At 72.7% G+C, this 16,839-nt stretch carries 16 protein-coding genes; 3 read left to right on the forward strand and 13 right to left on the reverse strand.

Translation table 11 applies throughout. From position 1 onward, the window contains the following. Positions 1-31: 31 nt before the first annotated feature. Both JK364_RS49795 and JK364_RS49800 read right to left on the reverse strand, forming a co-directional pair. Positions 32-1,075, reverse strand: coding sequence for a LacI family DNA-binding transcriptional regulator (locus JK364_RS49795; RefSeq protein ID WP_201858101.1), 1,044 nt, complete (start codon positions 1,073-1,075; stop codon positions 32-34). Between the two features lie 259 nt (positions 1,076-1,334). Next, the gene (locus JK364_RS49800) at positions 1,335-1,652 is read right to left on the reverse strand and encodes a hypothetical protein (protein WP_201858102.1); all 318 of its coding nucleotides are present in this window, start codon (positions 1,650-1,652) and stop codon (positions 1,335-1,337) included. Positions 1,653-1,663: 11 nt separating this feature from the next. Here JK364_RS49800 and JK364_RS49805 point away from each other — a divergent pair, with 11 nt between their 5' ends. Next, positions 1,664-2,020: a hypothetical protein gene (locus JK364_RS49805; protein WP_201858103.1), complete on the forward strand. Its 357-nt coding sequence runs from the start codon at positions 1,664-1,666 to the stop codon at positions 2,018-2,020. 392 nt (positions 2,021-2,412) lie between these two features. After that, complete coding sequence (locus JK364_RS49810) at positions 2,413-3,381, forward strand: hypothetical protein (RefSeq protein WP_201858104.1); 969 nt, start codon at positions 2,413-2,415, stop codon at positions 3,379-3,381. Here JK364_RS49810 and nirD read toward each other — a convergent pair. From nirD to JK364_RS49865, 11 genes are all read right to left on the reverse strand, one after another. Next, positions 3,364-3,762: a nitrite reductase small subunit NirD gene (gene nirD / locus JK364_RS49815; RefSeq protein ID WP_372462089.1), complete on the reverse strand. Its 399-nt coding sequence runs from the start codon at positions 3,760-3,762 to the stop codon at positions 3,364-3,366. The genes JK364_RS49810 and nirD overlap by 18 nt on opposite strands. 11 nt (positions 3,763-3,773) lie before the next feature. After that, positions 3,774-6,422, reverse strand: coding sequence for a nitrite reductase large subunit NirB (gene nirB / locus JK364_RS49820; RefSeq protein ID WP_201858106.1), 2,649 nt, complete (start codon positions 6,420-6,422; stop codon positions 3,774-3,776). Between the two features lie 2 nt (positions 6,423-6,424). Next, the gene (locus JK364_RS49825) at positions 6,425-7,861 is read right to left on the reverse strand and encodes an NAD(P)/FAD-dependent oxidoreductase (RefSeq protein WP_443732278.1); all 1,437 of its coding nucleotides are present in this window, start codon (positions 7,859-7,861) and stop codon (positions 6,425-6,427) included. Between the two features lie 144 nt (positions 7,862-8,005). Continuing rightward, positions 8,006-9,277, reverse strand: coding sequence for a cytochrome P450 family protein (locus tag JK364_RS49830; protein WP_201858108.1), 1,272 nt, complete (start codon positions 9,275-9,277; stop codon positions 8,006-8,008). A 41-nt stretch (positions 9,278-9,318) separates the two neighbouring features. Continuing rightward, entirely contained in the window at positions 9,319-10,674 is a 1,356-nt protein-coding gene (locus tag JK364_RS49835; protein ID WP_307841656.1) for a cytochrome P450, read from the reverse strand. Beyond that, positions 10,671-11,414 (reverse strand): GTP-binding protein, encoded by a 744-nt coding sequence (locus JK364_RS49840; RefSeq protein WP_230993762.1) that lies wholly within the window; start codon positions 11,412-11,414, stop codon positions 10,671-10,673. Before JK364_RS49840 ends, JK364_RS49835 begins: the two co-directional genes overlap by 4 nt. Continuing rightward, entirely contained in the window at positions 11,398-11,763 is a 366-nt protein-coding gene (locus JK364_RS49845) for a DUF742 domain-containing protein (protein ID WP_201858109.1), read from the reverse strand. The genes JK364_RS49840 and JK364_RS49845 overlap by 17 nt, the downstream gene beginning before the upstream one ends. Then, positions 11,760-12,209: a roadblock/LC7 domain-containing protein gene (locus JK364_RS49850; RefSeq protein ID WP_121824213.1), complete on the reverse strand. Its 450-nt coding sequence runs from the start codon at positions 12,207-12,209 to the stop codon at positions 11,760-11,762. The genes JK364_RS49845 and JK364_RS49850 overlap by 4 nt, the downstream gene beginning before the upstream one ends. Next, positions 12,209-13,633: an ATP-binding protein gene (locus tag JK364_RS49855; protein WP_201858116.1), complete on the reverse strand. Its 1,425-nt coding sequence runs from the start codon at positions 13,631-13,633 to the stop codon at positions 12,209-12,211. The genes JK364_RS49850 and JK364_RS49855 overlap by 1 nt, the downstream gene beginning before the upstream one ends. Positions 13,634-13,761: 128 nt before the next feature. Beyond that, positions 13,762-15,228, reverse strand: coding sequence for a sensor histidine kinase (locus JK364_RS49860; protein WP_307841657.1), 1,467 nt, complete (start codon positions 15,226-15,228; stop codon positions 13,762-13,764). A gap of 4 nt (positions 15,229-15,232) precedes the next feature. Next, positions 15,233-15,910, reverse strand: a complete 678-nt coding sequence (locus JK364_RS49865) for a response regulator transcription factor (protein WP_020871501.1) — start codon at positions 15,908-15,910, stop codon at positions 15,233-15,235. Positions 15,911-16,095: 185 nt separating this feature from the next. Between JK364_RS49865 and JK364_RS49870 the strand changes: the two genes are divergently transcribed. Next, the gene (locus JK364_RS49870) at positions 16,096-16,785 is read left to right on the forward strand and encodes a hypothetical protein (protein ID WP_201858111.1); all 690 of its coding nucleotides are present in this window, start codon (positions 16,096-16,098) and stop codon (positions 16,783-16,785) included. Positions 16,786-16,839 lie beyond the last annotated feature (54 nt).

A 16,839-nucleotide genomic window follows, 5' to 3' on the forward strand; every position in this document is an offset into this window, starting at 1 on the left:
ATCAGCCCCCGGCGGGTGCGGGCTTGCGGGGTCAGCCCTCGGTGGGTGGTGCCGTGCTGGCTCGTATGATCAGCTGGGTGGCCAGCTCGACCCTCGGGGACTCGATCTCCTCCCCCCGCGCCTGCCGCAACACCGTACGGGCGGCCAACTTCCCCATGTCCGCGAGCGGCTGGCGGATCGTCGTCAGCGGGGGCGCCGACCAGCGGACTTCCGGAAGGTCGTCGAAGCCGATGATGCTCACGTCCTCCGGAACCCGCAGCCCCCGCCGCCGCAGCGCCTCGATCGCGCCCAGCGCCATCTGGTCGCTGGAGGCGAAGATGGCGGTCGGCGGGGTGGGTCCGGACATCAGCTGGTCGCAGCCGTGGAAACCGGACTCGTGGTAGAAGTCGCCCTGCGCGACCAGCGCCGGGTCGAACGGCACGCCCGCCGCCTCCAGCGCCGCGCGGTGGCCGTCCAGCCGCGCCCGGCTGCACAACAGCCGGGGCAGACCGGCGATCAGGCCGATGCGGCGGTGGCCGAGGCTCAGCAGATGTTCGGTGGCGGCCATGCCGCCCGCCCAGTTGGTGGCCCCCACGGTGGGCGCGTCGAGCGCCGGTGAGCCGGCCGGGTCGACGACCACGATCGGCACGTTCAGCCGCCGCAGTTCCTCGTGGACCACCGGCTCCAGTACGGACGTCACCAGGATCACCCCGTCCGAGGCGCGGGCCCGCAGGTTCTTCAGCCACTGCCGGGCGGAGCCCGCGCGGCCGTGGATCGCCGAGACCACCGTGCCCACGCCGTCCTGGTGCGCGATCTCCTCCACGCCTCGGATGATCTCCACCGCCCAGGGGCTGTCCAGGTCGTTGAAGACCAGGTCCACCAGGGCGGCGCGATCGCCGGGCGCGCTCTGGCGGCGGCGGTAGCCGTGGAGCCGCAGCAGGTCCTCGACCCGGGCCCGGGTCTCGGGCGAGACATCCGAACGGCCGTTGACCACCCGGGAGACCGTGGGCACCGACACCCCGGCCTCCTGGGCGATGGCCGTGATCGTCACCTTGGGCCGGGCGCCGCCCTCGGTGCCCCTGCTCTCCGTAGCCATTACCGCCTCCTCCGTTGACGGGAGCCACCCCCGCCTCTTGCTTCCTCGCCCGGGGACGCGCCCTCGGAACCTTGCAGAAGTCTTCCGGAAAACCGGATCAGACGTGAAGAGACGAGAGAGGGACGTCCCCATCAAGCTTCTGAGCTTACGTAGCGCCGCAGCTTACGTAGCGCCGCAGCTTACGCAGCGCCGCACGGCCACGGACGCCCCACCACGGACGGCCCGCGGCGCACGCCCGAGAGCGGCCGCCTGGCGCTGCTCAACGTGGCCGCCGGGTGGATCGCACACCGGACGAGGGCACGTACTGGCGGACGACCACGCGGTCGTCCTGGATCGGCGTCGCCTCCGTCCGAGCCGAGTCCGGGTCCAGGTCCGAGTCCCAGTCCGAGTCGACCTTCGCGGTGGTCTCCTCCGAGACGTCGCGGTGGTCCTTCGGGGTGCGGCCCGGTACGCGGAGCCTGTGGGTCTCGGGGATCGACGCCACCACCGAGCCCCGCACCGCGCGTGACAGGGCGCGCTGGCGGGCCGCCGGATCGCCGAAGGACGTGACGCTCGCCGCGTCCGGGTCGGGCGGCAAGCTCGGTGTGGATGTGGCGGCAGGCGGCCGGGCTGATCGGCCTCCCGGTCAGGCCGGCGGTCCGGGCCGCCGCGTACCGCGTCATCGCGGATCTGCCGGGCATCCGGTCGCTCGGCGAGGTGACCGACCCGCTGGGCCGTAAGGGGGCCGGCTTCGCCCTGCCCGCGACCGCCCGGCCCGACTACGGGACCGCGCGGTCGGAGCTGATCGTGGATCCGGCGACCGGGGCCCTGTTGTCCGACCAGGAGGTGCTGACCAGGACGAAAGCGAAGGCCGCCGAGGCGGGGCTCACGGCGGGCACGGTGGTGAACTACACCGCCACGGTGGCGTCCGAGTGGACCGACCGGCAGCTGAGGACCCCTGAATGACCGGTCGGGACGAGCTGTAAGAACGGCCGGGTGGCGGCCATTTCCTTCTGAGAGCCCCACCCGAGCAGAAGGAGCGTCATGGACAGAGCCACAGGACGGCCCGGAACCCGCCGGACACGGCTGCGCACAGCGGTCGTGGTGTGCGCGGTCGCACTCGGCACGCTCGGGGCGCAGGCGAACGCCGCGACCGGCACCGCGCCCAGCGCCGCGACCGGCACCGCGCCCAGCGCCTCGTCCGGCCCGGCGGCCCGCGCCTCGGTCCGACCGGGCGGCCCGCGCCGACACCCCGTGGAAGCTGCGGACGCCGCTGCGCGAGACCGCCTCGCGGGAGTTCTGGGACGTCGCCGCGACCGGCGCCAAGGACGCCTGGACGGTGGGCCGCCGGACGGACGGTGCCGACGGGCCCGCCCCCCCTGATCAGGCACTGGAACGGCGGCACATGGACGGACGTACCCGCCGCATCCACCGGCGGCGAACCGGCCCAGCTGGAGAAGGTCGCCGCCGCCGCGCCCGACGACGCCTGGGCGGCGGGCAGCCTGGCCGACAACACCTCCGCGCCGATCGTGCTGCAGCACTGGGACGGCACGAAGTGGACGAAGGTCGGCCACGCGGCCCCCGCCGAGGGGTCGCTGAGCTTCGTCGGCGACCTGGCCGCGTTCGGTACGAAGTCGGCCTGGCTGACCAGCTTCGACTGGGATCCGAACGGCGACACCCAGGTGTCCCGGCTGGAGCGCTGGAACGGCTCCGCGTGGCAGGAGGCGTCCCTCCCCGCGGCCCCCGGCGGTGGCGAGGTACAGCCCTGGGACATCACCGGCACCGGCCCGGACGACGTTTGGGTCACCGCGAGCGCCATGACCGGCGAGGTGTCCGTACCGCTGCTGTACCACTGGAACGGCAGCGGCTGGACGGTCCGCGAGGTGCCGACCCCCGGTGAGCACCCGACCGGCTGGGTGGCCAACCACGCCGTGGCCACCGGCCGTAACTCGGTCTACGTCGTCGGGAAGACCAACGACCCGCAGTCGCCCACGGCCACCATGGCCACCCGCTGGACCGGCAGCCGCTGGCAGTCGCTCCCCGCGCTCCCGTTCGGCGAGGCGAACGCCGCGGGCGCGGACGGCGCCGGGCGGCCCTGGATCGCCGGCTGGGCCCCGGGCAACCCCCACTCCGTACTGACCCGTTGGACCGGTACGGAGTGGGCGACCGAGGAGCTGCCCGCCGACGTCACCGAGCACAGCGAGATGTCCACGGTGCTCGGCGTCGCGGGCGTCCCCGGGACGAAGGGCGTGCTCGCGGCGGGGACGGCCGGCTGTGCGAGCGACCCCGTCCAGTGCGGGGTGCTGGTCTCACGCGACCTGGGCTGACACCTCGTCCGCGCCCGCCCGCGCACGGGTGGCGTACGCCTGGACGACGACCCCCTCGTCGTCCAGGCACCGCCCCGTCTCCAGGTCGAAGCGCTGCTTCAGCAGCGGGGAGGCGACGAACGGCCGCCCGCCCGCCGAGCCCAGCAGCCCACGGGAGAGGACGTACGCCCCGGTGAACGGGTCGCGGTTGGCGATCGCGTACACCCGCCCCGAGCGGTCCAGGAAGACCGCCACCTGGGCGCCGTCCGGCAGCAGGGCGGCCACCCCGCGCCCGGGGGTGAGGTCGGTCAGCTCGCAGACGGTGAACCACCGCTGGTCGACGAGGAGTTCCACGCGGACCGCGGTCCGCTCGGTGGCTGCCGTGGGCGTCATGGGCGTCATGGGTGCCATGGTCATCGGCTGGCAGTCCCTTCGAGAGTACGGACGGGGAGGGTGGGTCCTGACAGGATCGTCAGGTCCGGCTTGACCTGGTCGCGCTCGGGCACGAACTTCACCGACGGGTCGGGCGCGCCCGGCGCGTTGACGAAGGAGACGAAGCGCCGCAGCCGCTCGGGGTCGCCCAGGGTCTCGGCCCACTCGTCGCGGTAGCCGGTCACATGGTCGGCCATCATCGCCTCGAGCTCGGCGCCCAGCCCGAGCGAGTCCTCGACCACTACCTCGCGGACGTGGTCCAGGCCGCCCTCGATCCGTTCCAGCCAGGCCGAGGTGCGCTCCAGACGGTCCGCGGTGCGGATGTAGAACATCAGGAACCGGTCGATGAGCCGGATCAGCTCCTTGTCGTCCAGGTCCTGGGCGAGCAGGTCGGCGTGGCGCGGATCGGCCCCGCCGTTGCCGCCCACGTACAGGTTCCAGCCGTTGGACGTGGCGATCACGCCGAAGTCCTTGCCGCGCGCCTCGGCGCATTCGCGGGCACAGCCGGAGACGGCCGACTTGAGCTTGTGCGGTGAGCGCAGCCCCCGGTAGCGCAGCTCCAGGTCGATGGCCATCCGCACCGAGTCCTGCACTCCGTAGCGGCACCAGGTCTGGCCCACGCACGACTTCACGGTGCGCAGCGCCTTGCCGTACGCGTGGCCCGACTCGAAACCGGCGTCCACCAGCCGCGTCCAGATCAGCGGGAGCTGGTCCACCCGGGCGCCGAAGAGGTCGATCCGCTGACCGCCGGTGATCTTCGTATAGAGCCCGAAGTCCCGGGCCACCTCGCCGATCACGATCAGCTTCTCCGGGGTGATCTCCCCGCCCGGGATCCGGGGGACGATCGAATACGACCCGTTGCGCTGGAGATTGGCCAGGAAGTGGTCGTTGGTGTCCTGGAGGGCCGCCTGCTCGCCGTCCAGGACGTAGCCGCTCGCGCCCAGGGTCGGGGCCAGCGAGGCGATGATCGAGGCCACGGCGGGCTTGCACACCTCACAGCCGTCGCCCTCCCGGGCCTCCGCCCGGCCGTGGCTGTCCAGCAGCTGGGCGTAGGTGGTGATGCGCAGGGTGCGGACGATCTCGTACAGCTCGGCGCGGGTGTACGCGAAGCAGCCGCACAGCCCCTTGTCCACACTGACCCCGCCCGCCTCGAGCTCGTCGTTGACGAGCGAGGTGAGCGCCTTGACGCAGCTGCCGCAGCCCGTGCCCGCCTTGGTGCACTTCTTCACCTCCGGGACGGTGGTGCGGTGGTGGTCGGTGACGGCCGAACGGATCGCGCCCTTGGTGACGTTGTGGCAGTTGCAGATGACCGCCTCGTCCGGCAGCGCGGAGGGGCCGAGGGCGGCGGGCGCGCCAAGCCCCGCCGGGAGGACGAGCTGCTCGGGGCTTACGGGCGGCACCGAGCCGGTGAGGGGGCGCAGCATGCCGTAGGACTCGGCGTCGCCGACCAGCACCCCGCCGAGGAGGGCGCCGTCGGCGCCCACCACGAGCTTCTTGTAGACGCCCGAGCGGGAGTCGGAGTAGACGACGTCCAGGCAGCCGTCCGCGGTGCCGTGAGCGTCGCCGAAGCTGGCCACGTCGACGCCGAGGAGCTTGAGCTTGGTGGAGGTGTCGGCGCCGGTGAAGCCCCCGCCGTCCGGCGTATCGGCGATCTCGCGGGCCGCCACCTCGGCCATCTCGTAACCGGGCGCGACCAGCCCGTACACCCGGCCGTCGGCGGCCAGCGCGCACTCGCCGATCGCGTACACCGCGGGATCGCTGGTGCGGCACGTCTCGTCCACCGCGATGCCGCCGCGCTCGCCGACGTCCAGGCCGCAGTCCCGGGCCAGCTGATCGCGGGGGCGCACGCCCGCCGAGAAGATGACGAGGTCGGTGTCGATGGACGAGCCGTCGGACAGCGTCATGGCGGTGACCGCGCCGTCGCCGTCCGCCGTGATCTCCTTACCGCCGACGCCGGTGTGCACGATCAGGCCCATGTCCTCGACCGTGCGCCGCAGCGCGGCGCCGCCGCCCTCGTCCACCTGGATGGCCATCAGACGCGGGTTGAACTCCACGATGTGGGTGGTGAGCCCCAGCCCCTTGAGCGCACCGGCGGCTTCGAGGCCGAGCAGCCCACCGCCGACGACGACGCCGGACGCGCCGGAATCGCCGGACGAGCGGTCCTTCGCGTACTCCTCGATCGCGAGCAGATCCTCGATGGTCCGGTAGACGAAACAGCCGTCGCTGTCCTTGCCGGGCACGGGCGGGACGAACGGGTACGAGCCGGTGGCCAGCACGAGCGCGTCATAGGCGACGGTCAGCCCGGACCGGGCGGTCACGGTGCGGGCGTCGCGGTCGATGACCTCGGCCGGGTCGCCCAGATGCAACTCGATGCCGTGGCGTGCCATGAAGCCGTCCTCGACGAGGGAGAGCCCGTCCGGGGTGCGCCCGGAGAAGTACGAGGTCAGCTGGACGCGGTCATAGGCGGGACGGGGCTCCTCACAGAACACGACGACGCGGGCGGTCTCCGTGACCTTCCGCTCGGCCAGCGCTTCGAGAAACCGCTGTCCGACCATGCCGTGGCCGACGAGCACGATGGTGGGTGCGGCGTTTTCGGCGGCTGCGGCGGTTCGGGGATTCGATGCGCTCATCGTCAGGACCCTCCATCGTTGGTCAGCAGGTGGAGCAAGGGAGTGGCGGGGAGCGGCTCGTCGCTCTCCCAGGTGCGGGCGAGCGCGCCGACGGTGCCGAGATCGCCGAGAAGAATGCCCCCGAGCAGGCGGTCACCACGGACCACGACTTTGCGGTACGTGTTGCGGGTGGCGTCGGCGAGGTGAATGACGTCGTCGCCGGGGGCGGGGGTGGGGTTACCGAAAGCGGCGAGATCGAGGGGGCCGGACGCTGAGGTGAGCGTGAGGCGGGTGAGCGTGCGGGTGCCGTGGTACCGGGGTGCGGCATCCGTGTCGCGGGGCGGGGTTTCGTTGCCGGGTGCGGCCCGGTGGCCGGTTTGTGCCCACCCGTTCCTCCCCCAGCTACCGCTGGGAGGTGCCCCCTCCGCGGAACGATTGCCCACAAACCGGTTCCCGAGTGCGGGGTCTGGGGCGGAGTCTCCGTGGGGGTCTAGGGGGCGGAGCCCCATAGGTTCGGGGAGGGGCGGGGTGGGGGAGAGCAGGCCCGCCAGCACGTCCGCCTGTTCTTGCGCCGCGCCCGCCAAGCCGTACACGACCCCCGCGTGCTCCGCGCAGTCGCCGATCGCGAACACCCGCGGGTCACTCGTCCGCAGCTCGTCGTCGATCACGATCCCCCGCGCCACCTCCACCCCAGCGGCCCGCGCCAGCCCGACCCGTGGGCGGACTCCGCACGCCAGTACGACCAGGTCCGCCTCCAGGGCGTATCCGTCGGCCAGTTCGACGGCCTTCACAAAGCGCCCCGCGTCCGTCGCGCGGGTGCGCAGACCGCGGACGCGGCACTCCGTGTGGACCTCCACGCCCAGCGCCGCCATATGCCGCCGCAGCACCCCTGACGCGCCCGGGTCCAGCTGGCGTTCCATCAGGTGCTCGCTCTGCTGCGCCAGGACGACCTGGGCGCCGCGCTGGGCCAGCGCACGCGCGGCGGAGACGCCGAGGAGGCCGCCGCCGATGACGACGGCCCGCGCTCCGGGCCGTACGGCCGCGCCGAGCGCCAGGCAGTCGTCCATGGTGCGGAAGGCGTGGACGCCGTCCGGGAGGTCTTGGCCGTCCGGTTCGAACAGGCCGCGCAGCGGCGGCAGCACCGGGTTGGAGCCTGTGGCCAGCACCAGCGCGTCGTACGGCACGCGGCGGCCGTCGTCGCACACCACCTCCGCCGTGGCGCGGTCGATGCGCACCACCTGCACCCCGCTGAGCCGCCGCACCCCGGCGGCGGGGGCGGGGAGCGCGATGATCTCCGGCGCGTACCGCCCGGCGAGGACCTCGGCGAGCAGTACCCGGTTGTACGCGGGGTGCGGCTCCTCACCGATGATCGTGACCTCGACGGAACCCGCACCCACGCCAACCGCACCCACGCCAACCGCATGCGCGGCCAGCTGCTGCGCCAGCCTCGTGCCCGCCATCCCGCCGCCGACGATCACCACCCGGCGGCAGCGCGGGCTCATCGGCTCCCTGTACGACTCCATGCCAGGAAGCCTGCGGGGCGCCTGTTACCCGACCGCATCCCCGCCGTTTCCCGTAGGCAACGCTGCCCTCAGCGCACCTCGTCAGCTGTTGTGAGGCACTCCCAGCCGGATGGGCAGCCGCCGCGGGCTGTTGCCGACGAAGCTGGGGTGGGGGACCAGCTCCTCGTCGGGGATCGCCAGATCCAGCGCGGGGAAGCGGGTGAAGAGGGCCTCGAGGGCGATCACGGCCTCCATGCGGGCCAGCGGGGCGCCCAGGCAGAAGTGGGCGCCGTGGCCGAAGGACAGGTGGCGTGCGCCCCGGGTGACGTCGAAGCGGCCGGCGTCCGGGCCGTACGCCCGCTCGTCGCGCCCGGCGGCGGTGTACGAGATGAGTACGGGCGCGCCCTTCGGGATGACCGCGTCCCCGACCGGGAGGTCCCTCGTGGTGTAGCGGAACGGGAAGAAGGACACCGGGCTGTCGTACCGCAGTGTCTCCTCGACCACATCGCCCCAGCTCGCGGCCCCGGAGCGGACCAGATCCAGCTGATCGCGGTGGTTGCACAGGGCCCGCACCGCGTTGGTGATCAGATTGAGCGTGGTCTCGTGCCCGGCGATGATCGTCAGCATCAGCGTGCCGATCAGCTCCTCCTCGCTGAGCCGGTCGCCGTCCTCCTCACGGACCGCGATCAGCGCGCTGGTCAGGTCGTCCCCGGGGTCCTGCAGCCGGGCAGCGGCCACCTGGCCGAGGATGGCCACCATCTCGCGGTTGGCGGCCGGGACCCGGTCGGGCGCGGTCTGGGTGGAGACGATCTCGTTGGACAGCTCGTGCAGCCGGTCCTGGTAGTGGTCGTCCACGCCCAGCAGCTGGCAGATCACGCTCATGGGCAGCGGCAGCGCGAAGTGGCGGCGCAGATCGGCCACCCCGTCCGGATCGGCCGCGGCGGCCTCGCCCAGCCGCTCCAGCAGCGTGCCGGTCAGCTCGTGGACCACCGGGCGTAACGCCTCCACCCGGCGCGGGGTGAACGCCCGGGTCACCAGGGACCGCAGCCGCTTGTGGTCCTCGCCATCCGCGGTGATCATGCCGCGCACGGTGGCGAAGGTCCGCATCGGCCAACCGGGCGGGAGCTCGTCGTTCTGCAGCGCGGCGAAGTGGCAGGCGTTCTTGGCCACGTCGGGGTGGGTGACGAAGTCCTTCAGTTCCTCGTGCCGGGTGATGGCGTACGCCGGTACGTCACCGGGCAGCAGGACCGGGACCGCGGCCCCGCGGGCGCGCAGCTCTTCGTTCACCGCGTGCTGGCGCGCCCCGGTGGGGTCCAGGCGGTGCGGTGCGGCGGCGGGGTCGGCGTGCGGCACGGGGCATCGGCCGTCGGTCATCTGCTGTCTCCTGCGGGGGAGTCGGGGGTCGGGACCGGTGGTCAGTCGAGGGGCGTTGCCGGTGAGCCGGAGGCCGGGGCCACTGAGCCCGAGACCACTGAGCCCGAAGCCACTGAGCCCGAAGCCGAAGTCGAAGCCGAGCCCGAGCCCGAAGCCGAGCCCGAGCCCGAAGCCGACGCATCGGCGGCCAGTTGCGGCGCCGAGAACCGCACCGGCAGCTTGGCCAGGCCCTTGGACCACGGCGAGGTGATCCACGGAAGCTGCTCCTCCGGCACCGCGATCTCCATATCGGGCAGCCGGTGGCGCAGCGTGTCCACGGCGGTACGGGTGATCAGCCGGGCCGGATCCCGTGCCGGGCAGCCGTGCGGGCCCGCCCCGAAGGCGAGGTACGAGCGGTTGCCGACCACCGGACGCCCGTCCTCGGGCAGCACCTCCGGGTCCGCGTTGGCGCCCGCGAGGCCCAGGATGAGCATGTCCCCGGCGCGGATGTCCTGGCCGCCGAAGCGCAGATCGCGGGTGGCGTAGCGGCCGGGGAAGTTCTGGGTGGGCGGCTGGCGCCACAGCACCAGGTCCAGGGCGTCGTCCACGGTGAGATGGCCGCGGGCCAGCGAGGAGCGGAACGCGGGGTCGGTGAGCAGGATCTGGAGCGTGGAGGCGATCCAGTTCACGGTGGTGTTGTTGCCCGCGACGATGATCACCACAAGGTTGTGCAGCACCTCCTCGTCGCTGAGCCCGACGGGGTGCTCCAGCAGCCAGGACGTCAGATCCGCGCCCGGCCGCCGCTTCTTCCCGGCGATCAGCTGGAGCAGGATCTGGCCCATCCGCTTGTTGGCACCGGTGGCGGCCACGGTCGGGGCGACGATCGTGGTGAGCGTCTCGACCAGCCGGGCCCCGTTCTCCTCGTCGAGGCCCAGTAGTTCGGTGACGACCTGCAGCGGCAGGAGCCGCGCGTACTGTTCCACCAGATCCGCCGCGTGCTGGTCGGCGAACCCGGCGACCAGCCGCTCCGCGGTGGCCCGCACTCTGCGGATCAGCTCGTGGCCGTTGACCCGCCCCAGCGCGTCGGCCACCGCCGAGCGCATCCGGCGGTGCGCCGAGCCGTCGGCGAACAGCAGCGCCGGGCGCCAGCCCACGAGCGGCATCAGCGGCGAGTCGGCCGCCACCCGGCCCTCGCGCAGCGGGGTCCAGCGGCGCGGGTCATGGGAGAAGTACTGCTCGTCGCGGGTGAGATGGAGCAGCTCACGGTGGCCGATGACCAGCCATGCCTCGACCCGGGGCGCGATCTCCACCGGGACCACCGGACCGTGGTCGCGCCGCATCCGCTCGTACAGCTCGGTCAGCGGACCGTCGAGCGCGGTCCCGTGCAGCGCCACCCGGGAGGCGGCCCGGGCGGTCACGACGCCTCCGTCAGCGTCTCGATCAGATGCGAGACAAGCGAGATCAGCGCCTGGACCGAGGACTTGTGCTCCCGGGCGTCACAGATGACCAGCGGGGTGTGCGGGAGCAGATCGAGCGCGGAGCGCAGATCGTCCTCGTTGTGCTGCGTGCTGTCCGGGAAGGCGTTGACGGCGACGGAGAACGGCACATCCAGGTCCTCCAGATGCCCGATCGCGTCGAAGGACGCCTCCAGATCGCGGGTGTCGACCAGCGCGAGCGCGCCCAGCGCACCGCGCGCCAGGTCCTTCCAGGCGGGGAGGAACCGCTGCTGGCCGGGGGTGCCGAAGAGATACAGCACCAGCTCGCCGCCCAGGGTGATCCGCCCGAAGTCCAGCGCGACGGTGGTCGTGGTCTTCGACGGCCGCACCTTGGTGTCGAGCCGCGCCCCTGCCTGGCTCATCGTCGCCTCGGTGGAGAGCGGCTTGATCTCCGACACCGTGCCGATCAGCGTGGTCTTGCCGACGCCCATCGGGCCGACCACCAGGATCTTGGCCGCCCCGGCCACGCTGGACTCCACGTACATGACGGGGGTGTCGTCCATGTCATCCATGTCGTCCGTATCGCCCGTCTCGTCCGTCTCGCCTGTCTCGTGGGTGTGGTCTGTGCGGGTCGTGGGGTCCGCGTGGCCCGGGTGGGCCGTGTGGTCGGTCCTGGTTGTGCCGTCCGTACCGGCCATCGAGATCTCAGAGCTTGCTCTCAAGCCCATCGAGCACCTTCCTCAGCAAGTCCAAATCGGCACGTTTTCGCTTGACCACCCGGATCGGCGGACGCGCCACGATGTGCCCCCAGTCGATGAGATCCGCGAGCAGCACCTGCACCACGGCCGGTGGCTGACCGAGATGGGCGGCGACCTCCGCCACCGACAGCAGCCCCTGGCAGAAGTCGGCGATCCGCCGGTACTCGGGCTGGAGATGCGGCGGCAGCGCGCTCCCGGACGCCACGACAAGCGTCTCCAGCGACAGGGCATCCCGTGAGGAACCGGCACGCCCCCGTGTGATCACATAGGGGCGCACCGCGGCCGTGGTGCGTTCCTCGCCGGGCCGGCTCATGACGTCGGGCGGCCCATCGGCTCCCGCGGCTGGCTGCTCAGATGGGCACCGATCTTCGCGACCAGTAACTGCATCTGCTGAGCCACCAGGCCGACATCCGCCTCCGTGTCGGTGGCCACCCCCAGTGAGGCGCCCTGACCGGCCGAGGTGAACAGCACGAACCCGCTGTCGGACTCGATCATCAGCTGCCGCACCCCGGCCTCGTCGCCGAACAGCAGTGACACCGTGGACTGGCTGGTGACCGTGAGCGCGGCACAGGCGGCGGCCAGCGACTCGGCCTCGGCCACCCCGAGCCGGGACACCTCGCCGGTCAGCCCCTCGGCGGAGTCGTGGCCCATGCGCAGGCCGTCCTCCGAGACGACGACGGCGTGCCGCACCCCGGGGATCCCGGTCAGCGGACGCAGCATCCATCCAACGTCGGGCAACCTGGATATGGTTCCGGCCACTACCGGCCTCCCTCTCGGTCTTCTCGATCCGGACTCGATTCATCGTCGGGTGGTACGGCCTCCGCCTCCGCTTCCGCGCGCCCGCGGCGGGTGCCGGAGACGACGCTGGTGATGGAGGCGCGGGCGGCCTCGGGTGTCCAGGGGGCCGCCGCGGCCGGCGGGGTGGGCGCGGCGCGGGCCGCGGCGCCGGAGGCGGCGGCCGGGTCGATCACGTCGGCTGAGGGGGCGGGGGAAGCCGACGCGGCTCCGGAGGCCGGGCGGCGGCGGTTGCGGCGCCGGGGCAGCCCGGTGCCGAGGGGTGCGGGGGCGTCGGGCGCGTCGGGGATGTCGGGGATGTCGTCCACGGACGCGCCGTTCAGCAGGCCGCTCCCGGCGGGGTCCGCGGCGGCCGGGCCGAGCCCCGCGCCGCCCGCGTCCTGGTTCACCGTGCCGACGACCACGGGCTCCACGACCACCGGCTCGCGGTCCGCCGCCCGTACGGCGCTCGTCTGCTCGGTCAGCAGCCGGTGCGGTACGAAGACCACCACCCGCGTGCCGCCGTACGCCGATGCCGTGGACAGCTCGACGCCGAAGCCCAGCTCCCGCGACCAGCGCCCCACACAGGCGAGCCCCAGCCGGGGCACCGCGCCCAGCTGGGCCAGGTCAAGACCGTCCCGCAGCTGGCCCACGGCCTTCTCCAGCACGTCCGGCGGCATCCCGAGCCCCGCGTCGTCGATCTCGATGACCGCGCCCGCGGCGACCTCGCGGATGGCGACCGCGACCTGGGTGCGAGAGGGGGAGAAGACGGTGGCGTTCTCCAGGAGTTCGGCCACCGCGTGCATCAGGCCCTCCACGGCGGGGGCCACCGCGTAGAGGGTCTGACCGCCGTGGACGTCCACCCGGCCGAACTCCACGATGCGCGACTGCGCGCCCCGCACACAGTCGAAGAGCGACACCGGCCGGGTCTCCCGCCGCGCGGGCCAGATCCCGCACATCACCAGCAGCGTCTGGGCCTTACGGGTCATCTGGGCGGCGGCGTGGTCCGCCTTCATGACCTCGCCCATCAGCCCGGCGTCCTCGACATGCTGTTCCAGGCCGTCGAGCACCTGCTGCTGCACCATCGACATGGCGTGCATATTGCGGGCCACGGACTCGAACGACGCCTGGACGGAGTCGCGCAGGATCCGCTCCCGGCGCGCCGCCTCGTCCAGATCGGTCTGTACGGCGGCCAGCCGGGCGACCTCCTCGCCGCGCTCGGCCGCCAGTGCCCGTCCTTCGGCCGCGTTGGCTCGTTCCCGCTCGGAAACGGCTCGTTCTCGCTCGGTCGCCCTACGCGCGTCCGCGAGCGCGCGGCGAAGTCTGACCACCCAGGTGAGGCACAGTGATAACACCAGTACCAGCACCGCGGACGCGGCCAGCACGACGGCCCCCGTCCCCGACAGCACCTTCGACACCTCCATCTGGGACACGGCCAAGAAAGGGCAGATACTACTGACCAACTGATCAGTCTGGTCCGGTAGTTGCCAAACTCTCACGACTGGGCGGCCGTGTCCGCACCGGGGTCGGGGTTCGGCTAGGCCGCCCGGGGCAGGCGCAACAGCAGGCGAGCCCCGCCCCGCGGGCTGGTGAGCACCGTAAGGGTGCCGCCGTGGGCGTGAGCGATGTCATTGGCGATGGCGAGGCCGAGACCGGTGCCGCCGTCCTGGCGGGCCCGGGCATCATCCAGCCGGGTGAACCGTTCGAAAACGCGCTCGCGGTCGCTTTCGGGGATGCCGGGGCCGTCGTCGTCCACGGCCAGTTCGACCATGCCGCCCTGGACCGCCACGGTGATCGAGACGCTGGTACGGGTGTGGCGGCGGGCGTTGTCGGCGAGGTTGGTGAGCAGCCGGGACAGCTGCACCCGGCTGCCGGTCACGACGGCGGCCCGGTCCCGGCTCCCGGATTTCGTGAGCCGGTCCCCGGCGGTCGGGTCCCCGGTCGTCGGGTCCCCGGCCGTCGTGGGCTGGTCCATCGTCAGCGCGCCCGGGTGGCGCCGTACCTCCTCGGCCGCCAGCGCGCCGAGGTCCACCGCGGCCTTGGGCGGCGCCTCCTGCGCGTCGAGCCGGGCGAGCAGCAGCAGATCGGAGGCGACGGCCTGGAGCCGGTCGGTGTCCCGCAGCGCCTTGTGCACGGCGACCGGCCAGTCGGTGCGCGACGGGCGGGCCAGGACCAGCTCGAGCTGGGCGCGTACGGCCGCGATGGGGCTGCGCAGCTCGTGCGAGGCGTCGGCCACGAACTGCCGCTGCCGGGTCATGGCCCGGTGCAGCCGGTCCAGCGTGGCGTTCATGGTCCGGGCCAGCCGGTGGATCTCGTCCCGCGCCCGGGGCACCGGCACCCGGCGGTGCAGATCGCGCTCGGTGATCTCGGTGAACTCCTGCCGCATCGCGGCGACCGGGCGCAGCGCGCGGCCCACCAGCAGCCAGGTGAGCCCCGCCACGAACAGCACCAGACCGGCGGCCGCGGGGGCGGCCTGGCGCAGCAGCAGCCCGGTGGCGCTGTCGAGGGAGGTGGTCGAGGGGCTCACCGTCACGCTGTACGGCTGCCCGGCCTCGACGGGTTCGAAGGGCTGGGTGGGTTCGGTGGGTTCGGCGGGGGACGTCGAGAGCCCGGTCGGCGCCTGCGAGGCGGCATCCGTCGGGGTCGCGGGGGTGACCGTCCGGCCGGCGGCGTCCTTGATCGTCACCGCGCCGGGGGCGACGACCAACGCCCGCTGCGGCATGGCCCGGGTCTTCCCCAGCTGACCCTTGATCGCCACGGCGGCGTTCCTGGCGTCCAGGTCGGCGCTGGCACGGAGGTTGTGCTGGAGGGCGAGCACCAGCGCCAGCATGCACAGCGCGATCGCGAAGGCCACGGTCCCGGCTGCCGCCAGCACGGCCTTGGCGCGCACGCTCAACCCGGAGGTCAGGTGCGGGCGGTGGGCCCGCGTGTCCTCCGACTCCCGCTGCCCGTGCGCCCTGTGCTCCGCGTCCGCGACGCGTATCGAGTCCGCTGTGTGCCCCACTGTCTCACCCTCCGTCGCGGGCCAGCAGATAGCCCGCGCCCCGTATCGTGCGGATCGACCGCCGTCCGTACGGCACATCGATCTTGCGGCGCAGACTGCGGATGTAGACCTCGACGAGATTCGCCCCGCCGTCGTACGCGGCGTCCCACACGCTCTGCACGATCTCGGACTTGGAGACCACCTGCCCGGCGCGCCGGGCGAGGTACTCCAGCACGGCGAACTCCTTGGCCGTGAGCGTGACCTCGTCCGTCCCGCGCGCGCAGGCCAGCGCCGCGGGCTCCAGCCGCAGATCGCCCAGCTCCAGCACCTCGGGCCGGTCCAGCCCGCCGCGCCGCACCAGGGCGCGCACCCGGGCGATGAGCACGACGAAGGAGAACGGCTTGGTCAGATAGTCGTCCGCGCCCACGTCGAGCCCATCGGCCTCGTCGTACTCGCCGTCCTTGGCGGTGAGCATCAGGATCGGCGTCCAGTCGCCCTCTTCGCGCAGCCGCGAGCACAGCTGATAGCCGGAGCACCCGGGGAGCATCACATCCAGCACGATCGCCGCGTACTCGCCGGACCGGGCGAGCGCCAGGCCGCTCAGCCCGTCGGCCGCCGTCTCGATGGTGAAACCCTCCTGCTCCAGACCCTCGGTGAGCAGCTCGCGGAGCCGGGCGTCATCTTCCACCACCAGTATGCGCACGCGGTCAGGATGGCACGGGCAAGCTGAGGCCCCGCTGAAACCGGCACCGGTTCCGGCACCGGTTTCAGCGGGGCCTCAGGTGTTTCAGCGAGGACTCAGCATCGGTGCGCCACGGTGAGTGCGCCGACGGATCAAGGGTTCTTCGGCAGCCAGTGCAACCCCCTGAGTCAAGGAGAGCTGTGCCCATGTCTCGTTCCCTGCTCCGTGCCTCGGCCGCGAAGCGTCGCGGTGTCGTGCTCGCCGTGGCGGCCGGCGCCCTGGCGCTGGGGGCCTCGGCCCCCGCCTCGGCCTCGGCCTCCCAGGCCTCCTCGGCGTCGGCCTCCGCCGCCAAGGGGAAGACGTCCCACGGTCCGGCCGTCTGCGCGATCCCGTCCGACGACGACAGCGCCACGCCGACCACGCCGACCAAGCCGGGCAAGCCGACTACGCCGACCGAGCCGGGCAAGGTGGTCGACCATGCCAAGGCGGTCAAGCTGACCGATGCGGGCAAGGCGGCCGGTAAGAAGGCCACCGCGGTGTCGAAGGACCGCTCCCGTTGGGATGACGACACCTGTGTCGTCATCCCCGCCTTCCCGGCTGAGCCCGGGAAGACCTGCAAGGTCGTGGTGATCAAGCGTGGCTCCGGGAAGACGGACTCCGTCCCCGCGCTCCCCGCGAAGCCGGGCAAGCCCACCACCCCCACCACGCCCACCACGCCCACCACGCCCAGCAAGCCGGGCAAGCCCGGGAAGCCCCTGCCCACCAAGCCCGGCAAGCCGGGTAAGCCGGGCAAGGTCTGCGTGATCGTCCTGCCCAAGGACGCGCACGGGGCCACCAAGTCGTCCGCGGACGCGAAGACCACGGCGGTCAAGGCGACCCGCGCGACCCGCTCCTGATCCACCGGCCGGCCAAGTGGGGGGTCGGCCGTCAAAAGGCCCGGCGCGCACGGC

Origin of the sequence: Streptomyces endocoffeicus (assembly GCF_016741935.1) — a bacterium.
Taxonomy (GTDB): domain Bacteria; phylum Actinomycetota; class Actinomycetes; order Streptomycetales; family Streptomycetaceae; genus Streptomyces; species Streptomyces endocoffeicus.